This window comes from Streptomyces sp. NPDC017056 (assembly GCF_044332485.1).
Taxonomy (GTDB): domain Bacteria; phylum Actinomycetota; class Actinomycetes; order Streptomycetales; family Streptomycetaceae; genus Streptomyces.
In genome coordinates this window covers 214889-237292 of the sequence record NZ_JBIRPD010000014.1, presented here as the reverse complement: position 1 = coordinate 237292, position 22404 = coordinate 214889, and the positions used below count along the sequence as shown (strand labels likewise).

General features: G+C 71.7%; 23 protein-coding genes. 14 read left to right on the top strand and 9 right to left on the bottom strand.

The window, feature by feature from the left end:
* Positions 1-60: 60 nt before the first annotated feature.
* The 4 genes from ACH4OW_RS25880 (at position 61) to ACH4OW_RS25865 (ending at position 3295) form a co-directional block, all read left to right on the top strand.
* Complete coding sequence (locus ACH4OW_RS25880; RefSeq protein WP_360130036.1) at positions 61-675, top strand: TetR/AcrR family transcriptional regulator; 615 nt, start codon at positions 61-63, stop codon at positions 673-675.
* 140 nt (positions 676-815) lie between these two features.
* Positions 816-1388, top strand: coding sequence for an XRE family transcriptional regulator (locus ACH4OW_RS25875; protein WP_360130039.1), 573 nt, complete (start codon positions 816-818; stop codon positions 1386-1388).
* A 44-nt stretch (positions 1389-1432) separates the two neighbouring features.
* Entirely contained in the window at positions 1433-1999 is a 567-nt protein-coding gene (locus ACH4OW_RS25870) for a YbaK/EbsC family protein (RefSeq protein ID WP_398030227.1), read from the top strand.
* 315 nt (positions 2000-2314) lie between these two features.
* Positions 2315-3295: a helix-turn-helix domain-containing protein gene (locus tag ACH4OW_RS25865; RefSeq protein WP_398030226.1), complete on the top strand. Its 981-nt coding sequence runs from the start codon at positions 2315-2317 to the stop codon at positions 3293-3295.
* A gap of 18 nt (positions 3296-3313) precedes the next feature.
* Here ACH4OW_RS25865 and ACH4OW_RS25860 read toward each other — a convergent pair whose 3' ends face one another.
* Positions 3314-3721, bottom strand: coding sequence for a hypothetical protein (locus ACH4OW_RS25860; RefSeq protein WP_398030225.1), 408 nt, complete (start codon positions 3719-3721; stop codon positions 3314-3316).
* 17 nt (positions 3722-3738) lie between these two features.
* Complete coding sequence (locus ACH4OW_RS25855) at positions 3739-4146, bottom strand: CoA-binding protein (RefSeq protein WP_398030235.1); 408 nt, start codon at positions 4144-4146, stop codon at positions 3739-3741.
* A 1391-nt stretch (positions 4147-5537) separates the two neighbouring features.
* On the opposite strand from ACH4OW_RS25855, the gene ACH4OW_RS25850 reads away from it, so the two are divergent.
* A complete protein-coding gene (locus ACH4OW_RS25850) occupies positions 5538-6158 on the top strand; it encodes a YigZ family protein (RefSeq protein WP_398030224.1) in 621 nt (206 codons plus the stop codon).
* 20 nt (positions 6159-6178) lie between these two features.
* On the opposite strand, the gene ACH4OW_RS25845 is transcribed toward ACH4OW_RS25850, so the two are convergent.
* From ACH4OW_RS25845 to ACH4OW_RS25820, 6 genes are all read right to left on the bottom strand, one after another.
* Positions 6179-7300: a serine hydrolase domain-containing protein gene (locus ACH4OW_RS25845; protein ID WP_398030234.1), complete on the bottom strand. Its 1122-nt coding sequence runs from the start codon at positions 7298-7300 to the stop codon at positions 6179-6181.
* A complete protein-coding gene (locus tag ACH4OW_RS25840; protein WP_398030223.1) occupies positions 7300-8235 on the bottom strand; it encodes a DUF6895 family protein in 936 nt (311 codons plus the stop codon). The genes ACH4OW_RS25845 and ACH4OW_RS25840 overlap by 1 nt, the downstream gene beginning before the upstream one ends.
* A complete protein-coding gene (locus ACH4OW_RS25835) occupies positions 8232-9062 on the bottom strand; it encodes a hypothetical protein (RefSeq protein WP_398030222.1) in 831 nt (276 codons plus the stop codon). Before ACH4OW_RS25835 ends, ACH4OW_RS25840 begins: the two co-directional genes overlap by 4 nt.
* Positions 9059-9247, bottom strand: a complete 189-nt coding sequence (locus tag ACH4OW_RS25830) for a hypothetical protein (RefSeq protein WP_398030221.1) — start codon at positions 9245-9247, stop codon at positions 9059-9061. Before ACH4OW_RS25830 ends, ACH4OW_RS25835 begins: the two co-directional genes overlap by 4 nt.
* Positions 9248-9463: 216 nt before the next feature.
* Entirely contained in the window at positions 9464-10018 is a 555-nt protein-coding gene (locus ACH4OW_RS25825) for an isochorismatase family cysteine hydrolase (RefSeq protein ID WP_360130063.1), read from the bottom strand.
* A 1-nt stretch (position 10019) separates the two neighbouring features.
* Positions 10020-11498 carry an aminotransferase class I/II-fold pyridoxal phosphate-dependent enzyme gene (locus tag ACH4OW_RS25820; protein WP_398030220.1) on the bottom strand — a complete coding sequence of 493 codons (1479 nt, stop codon included), beginning with the start codon at positions 11496-11498 and terminating at the stop codon, positions 10020-10022.
* Positions 11499-11895: 397 nt separating this feature from the next.
* Here ACH4OW_RS25820 and fdh point away from each other — a divergent pair, with 397 nt between their 5' ends.
* From fdh to ACH4OW_RS25785, 7 genes are all read left to right on the top strand, one after another.
* Positions 11896-15144, top strand: coding sequence for a formate dehydrogenase (gene fdh / locus ACH4OW_RS25815; protein WP_360130069.1), 3249 nt, complete (start codon positions 11896-11898; stop codon positions 15142-15144).
* On the top strand, positions 15141-16064 hold the full coding sequence (locus ACH4OW_RS25810) for a 4Fe-4S dicluster domain-containing protein (protein ID WP_360130072.1): 924 nt from the start codon (positions 15141-15143) through the stop codon (positions 16062-16064). Before fdh ends, ACH4OW_RS25810 begins: the two co-directional genes overlap by 4 nt.
* A 149-nt stretch (positions 16065-16213) precedes the next feature.
* Entirely contained in the window at positions 16214-17176 is a 963-nt protein-coding gene (gene nrfD, locus ACH4OW_RS25805; RefSeq protein WP_398030219.1) for an NrfD/PsrC family molybdoenzyme membrane anchor subunit, read from the top strand.
* Positions 17173-17547, top strand: a complete 375-nt coding sequence (locus tag ACH4OW_RS25800) for a hypothetical protein (RefSeq protein WP_360130078.1) — start codon at positions 17173-17175, stop codon at positions 17545-17547. The genes nrfD and ACH4OW_RS25800 overlap by 4 nt, the downstream gene beginning before the upstream one ends.
* 201 nt (positions 17548-17748) lie before the next feature.
* Positions 17749-18588, top strand: a complete 840-nt coding sequence (locus tag ACH4OW_RS25795) for an SAM-dependent methyltransferase (protein WP_398030218.1) — start codon at positions 17749-17751, stop codon at positions 18586-18588.
* A 32-nt stretch (positions 18589-18620) separates the two neighbouring features.
* On the top strand, positions 18621-19040 hold the full coding sequence (locus tag ACH4OW_RS25790; RefSeq protein ID WP_360130084.1) for a helix-turn-helix transcriptional regulator: 420 nt from the start codon (positions 18621-18623) through the stop codon (positions 19038-19040).
* 10 nt (positions 19041-19050) lie between these two features.
* Positions 19051-19467 carry a VOC family protein gene (locus tag ACH4OW_RS25785; protein ID WP_360130087.1) on the top strand — a complete coding sequence of 139 codons (417 nt, stop codon included), beginning with the start codon at positions 19051-19053 and terminating at the stop codon, positions 19465-19467.
* 120 nt (positions 19468-19587) lie between these two features.
* On the opposite strand, the gene ACH4OW_RS25780 is transcribed toward ACH4OW_RS25785, so the two are convergent.
* A complete protein-coding gene (locus tag ACH4OW_RS25780; protein ID WP_398030217.1) occupies positions 19588-20088 on the bottom strand; it encodes a hypothetical protein in 501 nt (166 codons plus the stop codon).
* Positions 20089-20304: 216 nt separating this feature from the next.
* Between ACH4OW_RS25780 and ACH4OW_RS25775 the strand changes: the two genes are divergently transcribed.
* Positions 20305-21078: a helix-turn-helix domain-containing protein gene (locus tag ACH4OW_RS25775; protein WP_398030216.1), complete on the top strand. Its 774-nt coding sequence runs from the start codon at positions 20305-20307 to the stop codon at positions 21076-21078.
* Positions 21079-21228: 150 nt separating this feature from the next.
* Positions 21229-22404 (top strand): 4-hydroxybenzoate 3-monooxygenase, encoded by a 1176-nt coding sequence (locus tag ACH4OW_RS25770; protein WP_398030215.1) that lies wholly within the window; start codon positions 21229-21231, stop codon positions 22402-22404.

The window sequence follows — 22404 nt, the reverse complement described above, 5'->3', positions numbered from 1 at the left end:
CCGTGTCAGGGTCAGAGGGGTCTGTCCACATCGACCCACCACGCTCGTACAGGGGACACCATGGTTTCAGGCGACGCGACGGCCGCACGCGCCACGGCTCCGGCCGGCCGTCCGCCCGCCCAGGCACGTGAGCGCATCCTTGAGACGGCCTACGAGCTGTTCTCCCGGCGCGGCATCCGCGCGGTCGGTATCGACGAGGTCATCGCCCGGTCCAAAGTGGCCAAGGCCACTCTCTACCGGAACTTTCCCTCCAAGGACGCCCTGGTGCTGGCGTTCCTCAAGCGCCGCGAGCAGCGCTGGACCCTGGGCTTCGTGGAAGCCGGTGCCCGCCGCCGGGGCGCGGGCCCGGAGGAGCGGCTGCTCGCGATCTTCGACGTGTTCGACGAATGGTTCCGCAGCCCCGACTTCGACGCGTGCACCTTCATCAACGTGCTGCTGGAAATGGGCTGGGAACACCCGCTGGGACAGGCGAGCATCACGTACCTGGAGAACATCCGCGCCATCGTGCGATCCCTGGCCGAGGAGGCCGGGCTCCGCGACGCCGAGGACTTCGCCCGCTCCTGGCACATCCTGATGAAGGGGTCGATCATCTCCGCTGCCGAGGGCGACACCGAGGCCGCCCTGCGGGCGCAGGACATGGCTCGCGGGCTCATCGAGCGCCACCGGGCGGGCTGAGGGGCGTACGGGCGGGAGCGCCGGCCGGCCGGGTTCACCCGCCGGGCCGTACGGCGCAGTACAGTGTGCTGAACGCGGAAGTGCACCACACCCCACTGCCGGCCCCGCTGCCCCCTGCCACCCCTCGGACGGACCGGACCGTGACCGACCTCGACCAGCTCACCCAGTCACTCGCCCGCAACCTCAAACACTGGCGGGCCGAACGCGGCTACACGCTCGACGCGCTGGCCGCCCGCGCCGGGGTCAGCCGCGGCATGATCATCCAGATCGAGCAGGCCAGGACCAACCCCAGCGTGGGCACCACCGTCAAGATCGCCGACGCGCTCGGCGTCAGCATCACGACGCTGCTCGACTACGAGCAGGGCCCCGACGTGCGGATCGTGGCACCCGGCGAGGCCGTACGGATGTGGTCCACCGAGGCGGGCAGCCACACCTCCCTCCTGGTGGGCGGGGAGGCGCCGGGCCCCTTCGAACTGTGGCAGTGGCGGCTGATGCCCGGCGAGCACAGCGCGTCCGACCCGCACCCGCCCGGCACGGTGGAACTGCTCCACGTCTCGGAGGGCGAGCTGACGCTCGTGGTGGACGGGCGGGAGCACACGGTGCCCGCGGGCGGCTCGGCCACCTTCGAGGCCAAGGCGGCGCACGGCTACCGCAACGACGGCGACCGGCCGCTGGTGATGATCATGGCCGTACTGGCCCCGCCCGCCCATTGAGACGACGCGTCCCACGGGCCGGTGGCGCTGTTAGTTTGACCGGTATGCCCACGCCCATGGATGCCTTCGACGAAGTCCGGCCCGCCGCCGACTGCCTGGACCTGCTCACCGCGCCGGTCGCCGCCGCGATCCGTGACTGGCGGGGGACCGTACCGGTGGAACAGCTCCTCTTCGTGGACACCGACCCGGCGATCGCGGACACTGCCCTCCTCGTCGGACGCCACGGCTCCTGGCTCCTGGAGCAGTCGGCGAACTGCGTGGTCGTGGCGGGCAAGCGCGGCGGCGCGGTGACGCTCGCCGCCTGCGTGGTCCTCTCGCACACCCGGGCCGACGTGAACGGGGCCGTGCGGCGCCAACTGGGCGCCCGTAAGGTCTCGTTCGCCCCCATGGACACCGCAGTCGGCGAGAGCGGCATGGAGTACGGCGGCATCACCCCGATCGGGCTGCCCGCCGACTGGCCGCTCCTGCTGGACTCGGCTGTGGCGGACATACCGTACGTGCTGATCGGCAGCGGCAGCAGGCGCGGCAAGCTGATCGTCCCGGGCAAGGCGCTGGCGGAACTGCCGGGCGCGGTCGTCCTCGACGGACTGGGAACGGTACCGGGGCAGTAGCCGGACGAAGCGGTCGCGGCCTTTCACGGCAGACACGGCAGACACGGCAGACACGGCGCATGTGGCGCATGTGGCGCTTATGCGCTCCCGAGCAGGCCCCGCCCCTCCTGTCCAAAAACAACCGCTGGGCCGGCGGCGCGCACCCTGCGTCCGGTGGTGCCTGGGAACGGTAACCCCGTGTCCGGACTGGTGAGCGGCGTGTCCGGACCGTGTCCGGTTGATGTCTGGACACGGCCCGGACACGGCTCGGTACTGCACAGAGTTGGCGGAATCTCCCGTAGCCGCCCAGGGACGCGGACCCCGATCATTCGCGCCATGGACACCAGGGGGAACACGGATCCGGCCGAGGCCCGTGATGTGACGGAGTTCCTCGCGCTGCTGCGCGAGCTCAAGGAACGCAGGGGACTGACGTACCGGCAACTCGAACAACGCGCCGCCGAGCAGGGGGAAGTGCTGGCGCGCAGCACCCTCGCGGACGTCCTGGGCGGCAGGCGGCTGCCGCGCCCCGAGGTGCTGGCCGTGTTCGTCCGCGCCTGCGGTGACGGCGAACAGGTGGCGGCCTGGCTCGACGCCCGCGAGAACGTCGCCGCCCGGTCCCGGACGGCAGCAACCCCCGGAGCCGAGCAGACACCTCCGGATAGTCGCCGCATACGCCGCCTACCCCGAATACCCCGCGTACCGCTCCTGCTCGTCTCGGTGGCCGTGCTCGCCCTCGCCGCCCTCACGGCCTGGATGCTGACCGCGAACGGACCGTCAACGGGCCCCTCGGCGGACAGTTCCGCTGACCACAGCGAACCCACACCCGACGGCAAGGACACCGCCAGGAGTGCCGCGATCCCCGCCGGCTGGGTACGGATCCGCCCGGCGGTGGCGCCGGCCCTGTGCGTGACCGACGGCCTCGTACAGGACGGGCGTTACGACTCTCTGGTGGCCGTGCAGCGGCCGTGCGGGGAGGTCGCACCGCAACGGACCAGGCTGGAACGGGCCGGTACGGACACGTACCGCATCAAGTGGGTGCACCCCGCCCGTGGAGAGGGCTGCCTGACGGTCCTGTCCGCCGGCAGGTCGGCGGACGGACTGCTGGAGGCGCGGGACGCCTGCGAAGCGGCAGACACCTTCCGCGTCGACCGGGCACCAACTACCGGCAAAGCCGACCGCTACGTCTTCCGCGCCGCCGGACAACAATGCCTGGGCGTCAAGGACGCCCGGACGAGCGCCGGCACCGAAGTGATGCTGGAACGCTGCACAGGCGGCAAGGGCCAAACGTTCCACATCGAACCCGCCCCCACTCATTAGCAGCAGCCATCTTCGGCGTCACCCGTCCTGAGCAACAGCAGCGCGACGCAGGCTGAGGTCACCGGACCAGGAAGCGCACCGGACGAGGCCCGACTCGAACGTGATCTCCAGCGCCGACAGCCCGTTGTCCGCGTCACCCTCTTCGCGTACCGCCAGAACCGTCTCACCGAGGTGGCGCGCGAAGGGGGTCTCGCCATCGATCGGCCGCACCTCGACACGGCCGGCCTCCGCCATGTCGTACCCCTCGAACGGAGCCGACGGCTCGACCGACAGGCGCCAGTCCGACTTGGTAGTGATGTGCGTGACGCCTTCGCCACAGTCGAACAACCACACGTCCAGCGGGCCCGCCGGAGCCTGCGAACCGTACACATGCCACGACGCGACCACCCGCTCAAGGCGTCGCCCGACCAACTGCCCAGGACACATGACGCGCTCCCCGTGGCTCAGCCGAGGCGGGGTATCTCGATGGCCGGGCAGCGGTCCATGACCATGGACAGGCCCGCGGCGCGGGTCTTGTCGTAGGCGGCTTCGTCGACGACGCCGAGTTGGAACCAGACCGCCTTGGCGCCGATCCCCACGGCCTCGTCGGCGATGCCGCCCGCCAGTTCGCTGTTGACGAAGACGTCGACCACGTCGACGGGGAAGGGGATCGCGGCCAGCGACGGGTAGCCCTGCTCGCCGTGGACCGTCTCGGCCTTCGGGTGGACGGGGACGATGCGCTTGCCGTAGCGCTGGAGGACGCGGGCGACCCCGTAGGCCGCGCGGTTCTCGTTCGACGACAGGCCGACGACGGCCCAGGTATCGCCGGACTCCCGGAGGATCTCGCGGATCGTCGCCGGATCGCCGTACACAGCTGCCTCCCGTTGGCCGGACCGCGGTCCGTCGGACCCGGCCGTCCGGTGACGGCCGTGTGCAGGTGCCAACGTGTGCCGGGCCGCGAAGATTCCCGCGGAGTCCGGCGGCTTCCCGGCCGCCCGGGTGCCGCAGGAAGGGGCTGTCACGCTGCCGAGGACGACGCCGGCGAGGAAGAGGGCCGCTACCAGGGCGGCCCGTGAGGTCAGGATCGGCCGGTGCGAGTGCGCGGGGTGGGGAGGCGTGGCGGTGTAGGCGTTCGTCCGTGCCAATTCGCGTTCCAGGACGGGCGGGTCCAGGGGCGGCACCGGCACCGCTGCCTTCGCGCGCAGGTAGGTGTCGCCGGGCCACCATCCCAGCAGGCGGGCGGGCAGCCGTTCCCGCAGGCGGGTGTCGAGGTCGGCCACGTCCTCGTACACCGCACGGCATTTCGGGCAGCGGCGGAAGTGCGCGGCGCTGCCGTCGTCCGGCGGCGCGGCCGCGCTCAGGCCGAGCCGTGCCACCGCCTCGCGGCACTCCTCCCGGTCGAGCCGCTCCAGGTACAGGTCGGTGCGGGCCTGGCGCAGCATGGACCGGGCCTGTTCGCAGCTGCCGGGCAGCCGCCGCCGGGGCACGCCGGTGATCAGCGCCGTCGTGTCGGGACTGTCCCGTTCCACGACCGCGTGCCACAGCAGGGACCGCGCCGCCGACGGCAGCCGCAGGTACGCGTCGGCCAGCCGGCCGTCCTCCCCGATGGGCCATGCGGCGCCCGCCGCCGTCCAGGCCAGGAAGCCGGGCGAGAGTGCTTCGGCGGCCCGGTACGAGCGCCCGATCGCCCCCGTCCGCACGTGGTCCAGCAGCTCCCGCCGCGGGGAGTCGTCACCGCGCGGCCCGATCGGGACCACCGGGGACACGAGCTGTTGGAGCAGCCGGTCGAAGGCGTAGCCGGTCAGTTCCTGCGCGTCCAGCGGGGCGGGCATACAGGCGGCGGCGTAGGCGTACACGGCCGCGTAGTGCCGGTGGTACAGCTCCCGGAAGTGCCCCACCTGCCCGCCGCGCACCGCGCGTATCAGCGCCGCGTCGGGCAATACGTCGGGCAATACATGGCGCGGTGGCCGCTGGCCAAGGAGGTCGGGCACGGAGAACACCCCTCGTTTCCGGTGGCGGGCCGCCCGGCGGCCGCACTGCCCACCACGGGCGCGGTCGGCCGCCGGGCGCGGGGCACGATGGTGCCGCGTACGGGCCGGTGGCCCCCGGAATTCATCCGGAGGGGACAAGAAATGCCGGGGCGGCGGGAAAGCAGAAGGCACTATGCGGTGCAGGGGGCACTGTGCGGTGCAGGGGGGCTCTGTGCGATGCAGGAGCTCCGTGCGGTGCGCCGGCTGCCCCAGGGGGCGCATAGGGTGGCCTGATGCAGGAGCAGTACCGGACTCTCGCGCGCGAGGGTGTTCACGAGATCGAGATCAACAAGTCCCGCTTCATCTGCGCGCTCGCACCCGTCGCGACCGAGGCCGAGGCGCAGGAGTTCATCGCGCGGGTCCGGAAGGAGCACCCCACCGCGCGGCACAACTGCTTCGCGTACGTCCTCGGGGCCGACGGCGGCGTGCAGAAGGCGAGCGACGACGGCGAGCCGGGCGGTACCGCGGGCGTCCCCATGCTCCAGATGCTGGTGCGCCGCGAGGTCCGGTACGCCGTCGCGGTGGTCACCCGCTACTTCGGCGGCATCAAGCTGGGCGCCGGCGGTCTGATCCGCGCGTACGGGGGTGTTGTGGGCGAGGCCCTGGACGCGCTGGGCACGGTCACCCGGCAGCGCTTCCGGCTGGTGACCGTCACCGTCGACCACCAGCGCGCGGGCCGGGTGGAGAACGACCTGCGGACGACGGGCCGGGCGGTGCGCGAGGTGACGTACGGGGCGGACGTACGCATCGAGGTCGGGCTGCCGGAGTCCGACCTGGACACTTTCCGCGCCTGGCTGGCGGACACGACGGCGGGTACGGCGGGGCTGGAGCTGGGCGGCGAGGCGTACGGGTAAGCGGGGTGGCCGAGGGGCTCTCAACCCGTGCGGATCAGGTCCGTCAGTGTGTCGCTCGTGCGGATCAGGTCCGTCAGCGTGTCGTACGCCCGTTGGACCAGGGGATTTCCGTAGCCCGAGGCGCAGTTGGCCAGGGCTACCAGCGCGGTGTCGTGCCGCGGGCTGAATCCGGCGAAGGCCGTGCAGCCGCGGGTGCCGCCCGAGTGGTGGTACAGGCGTGAGCCGTCGGGGCGGGGCCGGATGTTCCATACGAGGGCGAGCTGCGCCGTACCGCGCGGCACGACGAGCCGGGGGCGGACGACGTCCTCCAGGGCGGTGCGCAGGGGGGCGGACGGCACGCCGGTGACGGCGGCCGTGCCCGGTTCGAGCAGCGCCTCGATGAACGTGAGGAGATCGCGCGCGCTGGCGCGCACGGCGCCCGCGCCGGGCAGGCCCGGGATGCCGAAGGGCGGCCGGGGACGGCCGTGCCAGTAGCCGGTGACCTGGGCGACGCCGGGCGGCGGGTCGGGCGAGGCGCCGGAGTCGTGGAGGCCGAGCGGGCGCAGGATGCGGCAGTCGAGCAGGTCCTCGTACGGCAGTCCGCCGGACGCGCCGCACAGAGCGTGCCCCAGGAGCCCGACGCCGAAGTTCGAGTAGTGCACCCGGGTGCCCGGCCGGCACCGCGGCCGGGTCCGGGCCAGCGCACGCAGGACGTCCGCGCGCGTGAAGGCGGCGTAGGGGTTCGAGAGGAGCCGGCGGGCACCGGAGCGCAGCAGCCCCGGAGGCAGCCGGGGCAGCCCCGAGGTGTGGGTGGCCAGGTGGGTGAGGGTGATCTCCGTACCGCGTACGGGGACGCGCGTGCCCGGCGGCAGGAAGCGGGCGGCGGGGTCGTGGTGGCCCGCGTCGCCCCGGGCGGCCAGCTCGGCGAAGAGCAGGGCGGTGAACGTCTTGGTGAGCGAGCCGATCTCGAAGCGGGTGGACGGCTCGACCGGCACGCCGCCCTCGAACGCGGTGCTGCCCCGGACGGCGAAGGACCGCTGCCCGCCCCGGTACAGGCCGACGGCGACGGCGCTCGCGCCGGGGGCCGCCGACAGCAGCGCTTCGAGCGCGGCCCGCACCGGGGCGGGTTCCCCGGCGCGGGCCGCGGTCGGCGTGCCGGTCATCACGTGCCGGGGCGTGCCGGGGCGTCGAGCGCCCGGGCGAGGGCTGTGGTCCCCGCGACGACGGCCACGACGGTGGGGTGCTGGTGGGCATCGAAGAGCTGGGCCGCGTCACCCTCGACGGGGTCGTCGTCGCGGGGCACCAGCCCGTCGTCGTGCTGGACGGCGGCCAGCCGCTGCCAGTCGTCGGTCTCGGTGCGCGGCTCGGGCAGGCAGGTGCCGATGATCATCAGCTCGGCCATGAGGTCCCAGTGGCCGGTCTCCGCCCAGATGTCGGTCCACACCGGCAGCCACCGGGTGAGGTACTCCGCGAGGTCCGCCGGCACCCCGTCGGGCAGCCGCCCCCAGTCGGTGAGGTGGAAGACGGTGTGGGTGACGGCGTACGCGGTCAGCCAGTCGATGTGCCAGGGTTCGGGCAGGGCGCCGAGCCAGGTGTCCCGGGTCAGGCCCGCCCAGTCGTGGGCTCCGGGGCCGTGGTCGAACCCGACGACGCGTACGGCGTTGGCCACCGCGAGCCGCCGGTTGGGCACGTGTTCCACGGCGTGCGTGGACCGCAGCGTGACGGTGTGGGCGATCAGCCGGTCCAACTGCGGTACCTGGTAACCGCCGCGGGCGAAGTGGGCGTACGTCTCGATGGGGTCGGTCTTGAGGGGGTGCCGCAGCAGCCGCTCGTACAGGAGAGAGCCTTCGCCCAGTTGCTGCCAGCAGTACTCCAGCAGCTCGCGGGCGAGCCTGAGTTCGTGCGTACCGGCGACACCGCTGCGCAGGACGAGGGAAGCGGCGAGCGCCGTTTCGCCGATTCCTTTGTAGGCATCCGCGTCGTCGAGGAGGTCGGCACGGGGTACGTCGGAAAGCGCCCCGTACTCGCGGTTGGCGTGCAGCCAAGCCAGGGCGCGGGAGCTGATGTCGTGCGCGGTACGCGCCGGTGCGGTGCTCATACGGGCTCCAGGCCGAGCAGCCGGCGGGCGATCGCGGTGTCCAGGGCCGCGCGGTCGCTGCCGCCGAGCAGGGTGGTGTGTTCCGTCAGGGGCACCGGGTCGAAGGGCACGGGGACCCCCTCGGCGTGCAGCCAGGCCAGCCAGCGGGTGATGCGTGCGGCGGTCGGGAAGTCGCGCCGGAGCGTGGCCCGGGTGGCACCGCGGGCCAGTGCCAGAACGCCGGACCTGGCGGCGGCGTGCACGGGCCCGTCCAGTCCTGGCAGGGCGAGCGAGGCCAGCTTTCCCATGCGTATGGACCAGGGCACCCAGCCTTCCCATATGCCACCCCGTAGGTCATCGCCCGCGGCCGCGCCCTCGGGTTCGGATGCGGTGAGCGGCATGCGGCGCGGTGCGTCGTCGTCGCACCGCGGCGGGCCTTGGGGGAGGACCGCCGCCCGTACGGGAGAGCCGGCCGGGTCGACGCGTGCCAGGACCGTGACGAGACCCCAGTCGACCCAGGCCATCGTCCAGGCCGCTTCGGGCCCTTCGGGTGGTGCCGGGGGAGGCGGCTCGGCCGGCGGCAGGGCACTCAGTGCCAGGCCGATTGCGCTCGTCTCACCGGCCCACGGGCTCTGACCGGTCAGCACATACGGAGCGAGGACGTCCGCTCCCACGATGCGGACCGCGCCCAGCGCCACGGCCGGGTCGCCCCCGGACTCCGTGCCCGCGGCTTCGACGTGTCCGGCGGCCACAGTGGCGCCCCCGGCACCCCGCAGGGTGTCGAGGGCGCGACGGGCCAACTGGTCGGCCGATTCGCTGTGGGCGGTGCGTGCGCGCTCGGTGGTCACCGGCGCTTCGTTTCCTTCGGCTCCTTGGGCGAGATGAGAAGGCCCAGCAGCAGGACGCCCCATGCGGCGCCGTGCGGGGCGGGAACCGGTGCGTCGCTCAGTGGCGCTTCGGGCTGGGTCGCCACCCACCCGAGGGCTTCCTTGTCGAGTGTGAGGCCGGTGGTCTGGAGAGTCCGGGCAAGCATCATTCGCTCCCTCGAAGAGATGTCATCACCAAAACCGGTGATGCCCCCGATGCCACCTCCCAAAGTACTCCTAAATCGACATATCGACCATTGGGGGTAATGGGGGCGCCCCGGGGCGTGGATCGCTTCGGTTGCGGGGATCGCGCCCGGCCGGTCGGCGCGGGGCTGACCGGCCGGGCGCGCGGCTGACGGGCCGGGCAAGCGGCTGACGCGCCGTCAGCCGAACAACCCGTCCGCCGTGGACACCGTCACATCGGCCCCCATGTTCCGCTCCATCATGCGCAGGGCGGCGTCGGCGAGATCGGCGTGGATGTGCGCCACCGCGTCGCGCGGCACGGTCACGTCGAGATGGCGGATATGGGCGTCGAGCGCCGAGTACAGGACGCACTGCTCGGTCACCTGGCCGCAGAGCACGATGCGGTGGATGCCGTGCTGGCCGAGCAGGTATTCAAGTGGCGTCTCGTAGAAGATGGAATGCCGGGCCTTCACCACGAACAGGGACGCGTCGTCGGGCCGGATCGGCTCCACCAGATCGGCGTGCGGGCCGTCGAGCGCCGGCCTGAGGATCTCGTCGTGGTGCGAACGCCACCGGCCGAAGTTGTCGTTGACGTAGATGACTTCGATGCCCGAGTCGTCGGCGCGGGCCCGTTCGATCACCCTGAGGATGCCGGGCAGCGACGCGCGTACGGACGGCAGCAGTCGGTCGGCGTCCTGGTGTTCGTAGGTGTTGATCATGTCGATCACGACGACCGCCGTTCCCGCCGTACCCATGTCAGCGCGCCCCTTCGACGAGCACCCGGATGGTGCCCAGTCCCGGGTCGGCCGCGTCGGGCACGTTCATCCCGGCCCGTACGCCGCTCGTCAGATACCGCACCACGGGCTCGTCGAGCCGTTCGCCTGGCAGCGCGGCCGGGATGCCCGGCGGATAGGGCGTCAGCATCTCGGCGGTGATCCGGCCGACCGCCGCGCTCGCCGGTACGTCCTCGACCGGCCCGAAGTAGGCGTCGCGCGGCAGACACACCTGCTCCAGGCGGAGTTCGCCCGGCGCCGGCACGTCGACCTCGGGGACCGGACGCAGGTCCGGCGCGTGCCGCGACAGGTCGCGCAGGGCGTCCAGCAGCACACCGGTGGTCTTGTCGTCGTCCGCGTGGGTGAGCTGGGCGCTGATCCTGCGGTGGTCGGCGAGGTGCGCGTCGACGGCGTGGTGTTCGCGCAGCCAGTCGGCGGCCCGGTAGCCGGACGTGCCCAGCCCGCTGACGTCGATCACCACGGGCAGCGGGTCGAAGTCCTGGGCCAGCCCCGGGCCGCAGAAGTCGGCCCGGTCGTTGACGTGCAGTCCGTCGATGTCCTCGATGGCGGCGCGCACCCGCGCCGCCAGCTCCAGGGCCCGGCCGAGCAGGTCCCGTCCGTGCAGGGCCATCTGCCGCCGCCAGCCGTCGAGCCCCGCGTACAGCAGCACCGAGGGGCTGGTCGTGCCGAACAGGTCCGCGCGTGATTTCAGTACGGTCGGCCGGATCAGGTCGCCCTGGAGGTGGAACACGGAGCCCTGTTCCAAGCCGCTGCCCATCTTGTGGATGCTCGTCACGCAGACGTCGGCACCGGCGTCCATCGCCCAGGACGGCAGGTCGGGATGGAACGGCAGGTGGGCTCCCCACGCCTCGTCCACGATCAGCGGGCGGGAGCGCCGGTGGCACACCTCGGCCAGCGCGCTCAGGTCGGCGCAGCTGCCGTACGGTGTCGGGCTGGTCACCAGCGCGCCGCGGGCATCGGGATGCTCCTCGAACGCCCGCTCGAAGGCGTCGGCCGATGGCGGGTGGGCGATCCGGCGCTGTGCGTCCCACTGAGGGTCCAGCCAGATCGGCTCCACCCCGGACAGGATCAGGCCCGACACCACGGACTTGTGCGCGTCCCGGCCGACCAGCAGCTTCTCGTGCGGTCCCGCGACCGACAGCATCGCCGCCTTGACGGACAGGGAACTGCCGCACGTGGAGAAGAACGTGTGCGAGGCGTGCACCGCTTCGGCCATGAGCGCTTCGGCCCGCTCCAGTACCCGGCCCCGGCCGAGCCGGTCGTCCAGCCCGCCGGACGCGAGCAGATCGCTGTGGAAGACCGCGTCGCCCAGCACCTCGCGTACCAGCGGGTCGGCGCCGCGCGCTTGCTTGTGGCCCGGTGGGGTGAAGGACACCTCCTCGGCCCGCTGGTAACGGGCCAGTGCTTCCAGTACAGGGGCCTGGGTGTGATCGGCAGCCATGGGCGAGGGGTTCCCCGGCCCGGACGGGTCAATCACCACACCGCTCGATTGCGCCCGCGGCGGGCCCACCCGTACGGCACCGGGCCCACTCGTGCAGCGCCGGGTCCACCCGTACGGCACCGGGTCTGCTCGTACGGCACCGGGCGGACGCGCCCCCGCGGTACGGGCCGGGCCGCGGACCGGTGGATCTTTCCCTGCCCGGGCGGGTTTTCGCCGCCCACCGCGGGGAACCCGCCCTCGCGCCGCCGGCCGGGCACCGGCGGCACCGACGTGCCGCACGCCGGTGCACCGCCGGATGTCCCCGCTAGCAGCCGGGACGCCGACGGGCGAGCCTTGAGAAGGCACCCGCCGCCAGGGCCACCCGCCGTGGCAGACCGCAGACGCGCTGGAGGAGACGATGGGCGTGCGCAAACGGGTTCGCGACTGGCCCGTGTACCGGCAGCTGACCGGATCCGACCCGCTGGGCCGGGGCCGCGCCGCCATGTCGCCGCACACCGAACGGCTGCGCCCGCGCACCGGCACCGCCGACCGGGTGGTGCGCTCCGTCTGCCCGTACTGCGCGGTCGGCTGCGGCCAGCAGGTGTACGTCAAGGACGAGCAGGTCGTCCAGATCGAGGGCGACCCGGACTCGCCCGTCAGCCGGGGCCGGCTGTGCCCGAAGGGGGCGGCGACCCTCCAGCTCACCACCGGCGCTTCCCGCCGCCACCAGGTCCTCTACCGGCGCCCGTACGCCACGGACTGGGAGCCGCTGGACCTGGAGACGGCCATGGACATGGTCGCCGACCGGGTCGTCGAGACGCGCCGCCGCACCTGGGAGTGGGAGTCCGCCGAAGGGCTCTACACGGCGCGCACCCTGGGCATCGCGAGTTTGGGCGGCGCCACCCTCGACAACGAGGAGAACTACCTGATCAAGAAGCTGCTGACCGGCCTCGGCGTGGTCCAGGTGGAGAACCAGGCCCGGGTCTGCCACAGCTCCACCGTCGCCGGTCTCGGCACCTCCTTCGGGCGCGGCGGCGCGACCACTTTCATGCAGGACCTCCAGCACGCGGACTGCATCGTCATCCAGGGCTCCAACTTCGCCGAGGCACACCCCGTCGGCTTCCAGTGGGTGATGGAGGCCAAGGCGCGCGGCGCCCGGGTCATCCACGTCGACCCGCGCTTCACGCGCACCAGCGCCCTGGCCGACCTGCACGTACCCATTCGCGCCGGCAGCGACATCGCCTTCCTCGGCGGGATCGTCAACCATGTGCTGACCGAGGGCAAGGACTTCCGCGAGTACGTCCTGAACTACACCAACGCCGCCACGCTGGTCAGCGAGGACTTCCGGGACACCGAGGACCTGGACGGCGTCTTCTCGGGCCTGGAGGAGGCCGAGCACCACTACGACCCCACGAGCTGGCAGTACGAAGGTGTTGGCGTCCAGGCCCCGTCGGGCGAGGTGGACGAGCAGTACGAGACCCGCGTCCAGGAGGCCGGCGGCTCCGAGTCGCACGGCTCCGGCGGCCCGCCCACCGGCGACCAGGCGCCGCGCGACGAGACGCTGCGGCACCCGCGCTGCGTCTACCAGATCCTCAAGCGCCACTACGCCCGCTACACCCCCGAGATGGTCGAGCGGATCTGCGGCGTACCGCAGGAAACGTTCCTGCGGGTGTGCGAGGACCTGACCGCCAACTCGGGCCGGGACCGCACCAGCGCCTTCGCCTACGCCGTGGGCTGGACCCAGCACTCGGTCGGCGCGCAGTACATCCGGGCCGCCAGCATCCTGCAACTGCTCCTCGGCAACATCGGCCGCCCCGGCGGCGGCATCCAGGCCCTGCGCGGCCACGCCTCCATCCAGGGCTCCAGCGACATCCCCACCCTCTTCAACCTGCTGCCCGGCTACCTGCCCATGCCGCACGCCCACGCTCACGAAGACCTGGACACGTTCGTCGAGGCGGTCCGTACCGACAAGGGCTTCTGGGGCGACATGCGCGCCTACTTCGTCAGCCTGCTCAAGGCGTACTACGGCGACGCGGCCACCGCGGACAACGACTACTGCTTCGGCCACCTGCCCCGGCTGACCGGCGCGCACGCCACGTACGAGACCGTCATGGCGCAGCTCGACGGCGACTGCAAGGGCTACTTCCTGATGGGGGAGAACCCCGCCGTGGGGTCCGCCAACACCCGCCTCCAGCGCCTGGGCATGGCCAACCTGGAATGGCTCGTCGTACGGGACTTCTCGCTCATCGAGTCGGCGACCTGGTGGCAGGACGGCCCGGAGATCGAGACCGGCGAACTGCGGACCGAGGACATCGGCACCGAGGTGTTCTTCTTCCCCGCGGCCTCGCACACCGAGAAGTCCGGCTCCTTCACCAACACCAACCGCTGGGTGCAGTGGCACCACACGGCCGTCGAACCCGAGGGCGACGCACGCAGCGATCTGTGGTTCATGTACCACCTCGGCCGTCGCATCAAGGCGAAACTGGCCGCCTCCACCGACCCCATGGACCGGCCCGTACAGGACCTGACCTGGGACTACCCGGTGCAGGGGCCACTGGAGGAGCCGGTTGCCGACGCCGTCCTCGCCGAGATCAACGGGCACGGCCCGGACGGCGCCCCGCTGTCCGCTTACACCGAGCTCAAGGACGACGGCTCCACCAAGTGCGGTTGCTGGATCTACTGCGGCGTGTACGCGGACGGCGTCAACCAGGCGGCCCGCAGGAAGCCGCACACCGAACAGGACTGGGTGGCCAAGGAGTGGGCCTGGGCCTGGCCCGCCAACCGCCGCATCCTCTACAACCGCGCGTCGGCCGCACCGGACGGCACACCGTGGAGCGAACGCAAGGCATACGTGTGGTGGGACGCGGAGGAAGGCAAGTGGACCGGACACGACGTACCGGACTTCGTCCCCGACCGCGCGCCCGACTACGAACCGCCGGACGGCGCGAGCGGCCCCGACGCACTGCGCGGCGACGACCCGTTCATCATGCAGGCGGACGGCAAAGGCTGGCTGTACGTGCCCGCAGGTCTGGTGGACGGGCCGCTGCCCACCCACTACGAGCCGCAGGACTCGCCGTTCGGCAACGCCCTGTACCCGTCCACGCCGCGCTCGCCGGTCCGCCGCATCCACCCGCGCGAGGGCAACCGCTACCACCCGAGCGGTGACGAACCGGGGGCCGACGTCTACCCGTACGTCGTCACCACCCACCGGCTCACCGAGCACTTCACCGCGGGCGGCATGAGCCGCTGGTCGCCCTACCTCGCCGAACTCCAGCCGGAGTTCTTCTGCGAGGTCTCCCCGCAGCTCGCCGCCGAACGCGGCCTGGAGCACATGGGCTGGGCCACCGTCATCACCGCGCGCAACGCCGTCGAGGCCCGGGTCATGGTGACGGAACGGATCAAAACCCTGACCGTGCAGGGCCGTACGGTCCACCAGATCGGCCTGCCCTTCCACTGGGGCCCCAACGGCGTGGTGACCGGCGACGCCGCCAACGAACTCGTCGCCATCGCCCTCGACCCCAACGCCCACATCCAGGAGGACAAGGCGCTGACCGCCGACATCCGGCCGGGCCGCCGGCCGCGCGGCCCCGACCTGCCCAAGCTGGTCGCCGCCTACCGCGAGCGCGCCGGCATCGACGAGACCACGGGAACGGAGGCCCGCGCATGACGGACCACCTGCTCAGCGGCGTCGAACCCGACCCGGCCGGCGACGCGGGCCACTCCGGCGCGCCGCCCCGCGCCGGTTTCTTCACCGACACGTCGGTGTGCATCGGCTGCAAGGCGTGCGAGGTCGCGTGCAAGGAGTGGAACGCGATCCCCGAGGACGGGCTGACCCTCACCGGGATGAGCTACGACAACACCCAGGGCCTCGGCGCCTCGACCTGGCGGCACGTGGCGTTCGTCGAACAGCCGCGGCCGGCTCCCGAGGGCCGTACGGAACTGGCGCTGGCGGACGCGCCGGGCAGCGGCGGCCCCGCCGGCGACCTCCGCTGGCTGATGTCCTCCGACGTCTGCAAGCACTGCACCCACGCCGCGTGCCTGGACGTCTGCCCCACCGGCTCGCTCTTCCGCACCGAGTTCGGCACCGTCGTCGTCCAGGAGGACATCTGCAACGGCTGCGGCTACTGCGTCCCCGCCTGCCCGTACGGCGTCATCGAACAGCGCCCCGCCGACGGCCGCGCCTTCAAGTGCACGATGTGCTACGACCGGCTCGGCGCCGGGCAGGAACCCGCCTGCGCCAAGGCGTGCCCGACCGAGTCCATCCAGTACGGGCCGCTGGACGAACTCCGCGAACGGGCGGCGCTCCGCGTCGACCAGCTCCACGAGGCAGGCGTCACCGACGCGCGGCTGTACGGGCACGAGCCGACGGACGGCGTCGGCGGCGACGGCGCCTTCTTCCTGCTCCTGGACGAACCCGAGGTGTACGGGCTGCCACCGGACCCCGTCGTCACCACCCGCGACCTGCCCGCCATGTGGAAGCACGCGGGCGCCGCGGCGCTCTCGCTGGCCGGCGGCCTCGCGCTGTCGTTCGCCGCGGCCGCGCTGGCGCGCCCGGCCAGGCCGACCGGACGGAAGGGATGGCGATGAAAGGCTCCGATGCCGGGCAGGAGGGCCGTGGCTCGCGCGCGTCGCACGACGCACGTGACTCGCGCGGCACACGTGATTCTCGCGGCACACGTGATTCTCGCGGCTCTCGTGGTTCACGCGGCTCGCGCGGCTCGCGCGGCGAGCAACTCATGTCGCCGCCCGCCGACTTCGGCTCGTACTACGGCAGGCCGGTCATCAAGGCACCCGCCTGGCGCGCCAGGGACATCGCCGGGTACTTCTTCCTGGGCGGCCTGGCCGGCGCCGGATCGGTACTGGCGGCGGGCGCCCACGCGACGGGTCGCACCACCACCGCCACCGCGATGAAGATCTCCTCCCTCGCGGCGGTCTCCCTGTCCACCGCCGCGCTCGTCAACGACCTCGGCAGGCCGGACCGCTTCGGCAACATGCTGCGCGTCCTCAAGCCGACCTCGCCGATGAGCGTCGGCTCCTGGCTGCTGGCCGGATACGGACCGGCGGCGGGCGCCGCGGCCGTCACCGCGGTCACCGGCCGGCTGCCCAGGGCGGGAGCGGCCGCCACCGGCGCCGCCGCGCTCCTCGGGCCGGCCGTCGCCTCGTACACCGCGGTCCTCGCGGCGGACACCGCGGTCCCCGCCTGGCACGGCGCCCACCGCGAACTGCCCTACCTGTTCGCGGCCTCCGCGACGGCGGCCGCCTCCGGCATGGCCCTCGTCGTCGGCCCCGCACGGGAAACCGCGCCGGCGCGCTGCGCCGCCGTCCTCGCCACGGTCGCCGAGAACGCCGTGACCAAGGCCGCCGAACGACGCCTGGGCATGGTCGCGGAAACCTACCGCGAGGGCCGCGCCGGAAAGCTGCTCCGCGCGGCGAGCGCGCTCACCGCGATCGGCGCCGCCGGCGGTGCGCTGTTCGGGGGCCGCTCACGCCCGCTGGCCGCCGCGAGCGGGCTGGCCCTGCTCGCCGGCTCCGCGTGCACCCGCTTCGGGATCTTCGCGGCCGGCATCGCCTCCGCCGAGGACCCCAAGTACACCGTCGTACCCCAACGGGCGGCCAAGGAAGCCCGCCGCACCCACCCGCCGGACCCCGGCACACCGACCACCCCATCGCACAGCGCGGAGAGGACACAGCCCAGATGAACCGCACAACCCACAACGACGAGCCGGCGCAAGTGGTGCTCAGCGCCCAGTCCCCGGCCGACGCCGAGGCCGTGTTCAGCACGCTGCGGGCCTGCTTCGCGTCCGACCGCGCGGACGGCGACACCCCGCACGACCAGCAGAAGCAGCCGGGGCACCCGACCGTCTGGACCGAGACCTTCGAGACCTCCGAAGTACGCGGTGAGACCGGCGCCGCGTCGCTGTCCGACTCCGTCACCGTGAACCTCCAGGGCAGCCACCTGGCGGTCGACCGGCTGCGGGAGGTGCTGACCAGCGCGTTCTCCGTCCATTCGGAAGGCGCGGTGTCGGGCGACCAGGAAGTCGAACTGCAACTGGTGCTGGAAAGCGGCTGACCGCCCGGCGGAACACTGCTTGCCGCGGACCCGTCCCCGGCCCGCGGTAAGCGGCGTTCCGGTAAGCGGCGTTCCGGCAGCAGGGTTCGGGCAGCAGGGTTCCGGTAAGTGGCGGCGTTCCGGCAGGCAGCGTGCCCGCAAACCAGGGGCGTGCGATCAGAGTTGATCAGCAAGCGCTTAGACTCCCTCTGAAACCGGACCATGGTGGTACCGGTACGGCCGGAAGGGGCAGGGGAGTTGGAACAGGGCTACCCGGTGGACCGGATCGACACCGGTACGGCGCACTCGGCACGCGTGTACGACTACATCCTCGGTGGCAAGGACCACTACGCCGTGGACCGCGAGGCCGGCGACGCGATGTGCCGGGAGTGGCCCGCGCTGCCCGTCCACATGCGGGCCAACCGCAAGTTCATGCACCGCGCGGCCCGGTACCTGGCCCGTGAGGAAGGCGTCGGGCAGTTCCTGGACATCGGCACCGGCCTCCCCACCTCCCCGAACCTCCACGAAGTGGTCCAGCAGGTCCGCCCCGACGCACGGGCCGTGTACGTCGACAACGACCCGATCGTGCTGACCCACGCGCGGGCGCTGCTGACCGGCTCCGCCCAGGGCCGCACCGCCTACGTCGACGCCGACATGCGCGACCCCGAGGCCATCATCGGCTCCGCCCAGTTCCAGGAGCTGCTGGACCTGCGGCAGCCGGTCGGCCTGATGATCATCGGGATTCTCCACTTCATCCTGCCGCCCGACGACCACAGCCTGGTGCGCCGCCTCCTGGAGCCGCTGCCTGCCGGCAGCTTCGTCGCCATGACCATCGGAACCGCCGACTTCGCGCCGCGCGAGGTCGGCCGGGTCGCCGACGAGTACGCGCTCCGGGGCATGCCCATGAAACTGCGTACCCGGACCGAGGCCGAAGCGCTCTTCGACGGGCTGGAACTGGTGGCCCCCGGGCTGACCCAGGTCCACCACTGGCGGCCCGACGCGGACCAGGAGAAGGTCGACGACCGGGACATCGCCATGTACGGCGGCGTCGCCCGCAAGTAGTGCCGCCGTGCCGCGTATGGGATCGTGATCACGTGATACTGGAGGACCTCGTCCGGCTGCGCCGGGCCCGCGACCTGATGGACCGCGACTACGCGCAGCCCCTGGACGTCCCGGCGCTGGCGCGAGCCGCCCTCATGTCGCCGGGCCACTTCTCCCGCAGCTTCCGCGAAGCCTTCGGGGAGACGCCGTACAGCTACCTGATGACGCGCCGGATCGAGCGGGCCAAGGCGCTGCTGCGGCGCGGCGACCTGTCGGTGACGGAGGTCTGCTTCGAGGTCGGCTGTACCTCGCTCGGGTCGTTCAGCTCGCGGTTCACCGAGCTGGTCGGCGAGACCCCCAGCGCGTACCGGGCCCGCAGCCATGACGAGAGCGCCGCCATCCCGCCCTGCATCGCCAAGATCCACACGCGACCGGTCAGGAATGGAGAAGCCGGACCCGGCCGACGTCCGTAGCGTTGTACCCATGAACATCAACCTTTCCGCTTGCTTCATCGCCGTCGACGACCACGACAAGGCGCTCGCCTTCTACCGGGACGTTCTCGGATTCGAGGTGCGCAACGACGTCGGGTTCGAGGGCATGCGCTGGGTGACCGTAGGCTCGCCCGCACAGCCCGACGTGGACATCGTCCTCGAACCGCCCCTCGCGGACCCCAACGCCTCGCCCGCCGACAAGCAGGCCATGGCAGAGCTGCTGGCCAAGGGCCTGCTGCGCGGCGTCATCTTCCAGACCGACGACTGCGACGCCACCTTCGAACGCATCCGCGCCGCCGGCGGCGAGGTGTTGCAGGAGCCGGTCGACCAGCCGTACGGCGTGCGCGACTGCGCCTTCCGCGACCCCTCCGGCAACATGCTGCGCTTCAACCAGCCCCGCAAGCACTGAACCACGGCCCTGCGAACGGGGCGCCCCGGCGTCCGGCCCGCGATCACCAGACCGCCCTGTGCCGTCTGTGACCGCGGGCCGGGCCAGGAAGAGCAGGGACAGCAGGGACAGCAGGGAGAGTCAGCAGCGGCGCCAGCTGCCGGGCCAGCTGCCGTTGCCCCTGGGCCGCCACCAGCAGTGGTTGTCCGTGCCGATCGTCGCGACGCCGGTGGGGCTCGTGGCGTAGGCGCCGTTCGGGGCGGTCTTACGCGCCTTGCCGCCGAGCGGCTTCCAACCGCCGCTGCCGCGCCAGGCATGGAAGATGGAATAGTTGGTGCCGACGACAAAGTACTCGCGGTTGCCGCCGCCCCAGTCGTAGTAGAAGTAGTCGAATCCGCACACGCGCTTGCCGGCGTAGCCGTGCACCTTGATGGGGCACGAGAACGCGGCCGCGCTGTCCGTGCTTCCGGCCTTCGCCTTGTCACCGGGCACGTGGACGACGGAGAGCGGCTTCTTCCCAGTGGCACTGGGCGCGACGGTCGGCGCCGCGGCGGCAATATTCGGCACCGCCATCATGCACGCACCGGCAGTAGCAGTGGCCGTGGCCAGCGCTGCCAGCGCTCTCATCGGACGTACGCTCATTTTCGCACTCCTTTGTCGGGGAGTCTGAGCCGATTCGGTTGCGAGGACAGTAACGGCATCCGTGCGCCCCGTTCGTCCCACCAGAGCCGCAATTCCCGCAGAAACCTCAGCGGTACGTTTCGCAGCCGGTAAACCGACGGCGTAGGGAATAGCCGCGTCCGCCATTCCGCATACCGCCGGAGATGGACAGTTCACCCACCGGTAGACTGGCGGCCCATGCCGGAATTCCGTCAACCTCCCCCCGTACCCTCGGCACTTCCGGTGACGACATCCGGTGGCGGAGGCTGGCTCCCGCACGGCCACCACGTCGACCCCCACTCCCACCCCCTGGGGCAGCTGGTGTACGCGGCCGCCGGCGCCCTGGCCACCACGACCGAGCGCGGGACCTGGATCGCCCCGGCCAACCGGGTGACGTGGACGCCGCCCGGGTTCGCCCACTCCCATCGCTTCTACGGCAGGACCAACGTCCGTCTCGTCGCCGTTCCGGTCGGCTTGTGCGGTGAACTCGCGGCACACCCCAGCGTGTACGCGGTGAGCCCGCTGCTGCGAGAAGCCCTCCTGGCGCTGACGGACCGGCGGGCCTTCCGTCCCGGCGCCCGCGAACGGCTGCTCGCGGTGGTGATCGACGAACTCGCCGAGCCCCCCGAGCAGTCCCTGCACCTGCCCGAACCCCGTGACGGCAGGCTGCGTGCCGTCACCGACATGCTGCACGCCGACCCCGGCCGGAGTGCGACCCTGGCCCAGCTGGGACGGACCGCGGGAGCGAGCGAGCGCACGCTGAGCCGCCTGTTCCACACCGAACTCGGCATGAGTTTCCACCGCTGGCGCACCATCCTGCGCGTCCACCACGCCTTGGTCCATCTCACCAACGGCCGCTCCGTCACCGAGACCGCGATGGACTGCGGGTGGTCCAACCCCTCCAGCTTCATCGACGCGTTCACCGAGTTGGTCGGCCAGACCCCGGGCCGCTACCAAGCAGGTCTGCGTTAGGACCTGAAGTAGCGGTCCTGGAGTAGCGGTCACGACGTAGCAGTCCTGACGTAAGGGCACGGGCCTCGCGCCGCCAAGTTGGCGGGTTTTCAGTATCCGGTGTCCATTCAGCGGTTGGGGCGGTAGCCGCCGGAGCCCACAGTGGAATACATGAGTGAGACAAGTGAGAATACCGCCGTCGTCATCGTCGGTGCCGGAGTAGCCGGACTGGTGCTCGGTAACTTCCTGCTGCGCAAAGGAATCGAGTGCATCATTCTCGAAAAGCACGACCGGGAATACGTCGAACAGCGGCAACGGGCCGGATCCATCGACAGCCGCGGAGTGCGCATGTTCCGCGAATGGGGACTCGAAGAGGTACTGGAAGGGGACCCCGTCCCGGAGGTGGGCAACGGCTACTGGATCGACGGAGAAGAACTCCCGCTGGCATACGACAAGGACATCACCCGCGACACCCTTTTCTGCCCTCAGCAGGTCCTCGTCCGGAACCTCACGGATGTATTCCTGCGCGGCGGCGGCGACCTTCGCTTCGAGGCCGCCGACGTTTCCCCGGAAGCTCTCGAAGGCGAACGTCCCCGCGTACGCTACCGGGACACCGCCGGTTCGACGCGGGTCGTCACCTGCGACTTCATCGCCGGCTGCGACGGCTACCGCGGCATCAGCCGCGAGTCCGTCCCCGCCGGCGCCCTCACGCGTCACTCCCACGAGTATGGGTATTCCTGGCTCAGCGTCCTGGCCGAGGTGCCGGCGAATCCCCTGGGCATCGCCATACACTCCCGCGGACTCGCCGGAATGCTTCCCCGCGGCGCGCACGCCAGCCGTCTCTACCTCCAGTGCCCGGCCGACGACACCCCCTCGCAATGGCCGGACGAGCGCATCTGGAAGGAAATGGCGGCCCGTTTCGCCGCCCCCGTGCCGGCCGGCCGCATCGTCGACAAGCGGATTGTGCCTCTTCGGTGCGTGGTGTACAGCCCCATGCGTTACGGCAGGCTGTATCTGCTCGGGGACGCGGCCCACATCGTTCCTCCGATGAGCGCGAAGGGACTCAACCTCGCCCTCCACGACGCCGAGGTCCTCGCCCGCGCGATCATCCACCGGAACCGGAAAGGCGATGCGAGCCTGCTCGACAGCTACTCGGACACCTGCCTGCGCCACATCTGGAACTACCAGGCATTCGCGGCATGGATCACCGAGCTGATGCACAATGCCGGCGACGCCTCGTACGAAGGCGAGTTCCGCAAGCAGATCGCCCGCGCGGAGCTGGCCCGCCAAGTCGCGTCCCCCGCGGCCAACAAACTGTTCAGCGAGCTTCTCGCCGGGGTGAACTAA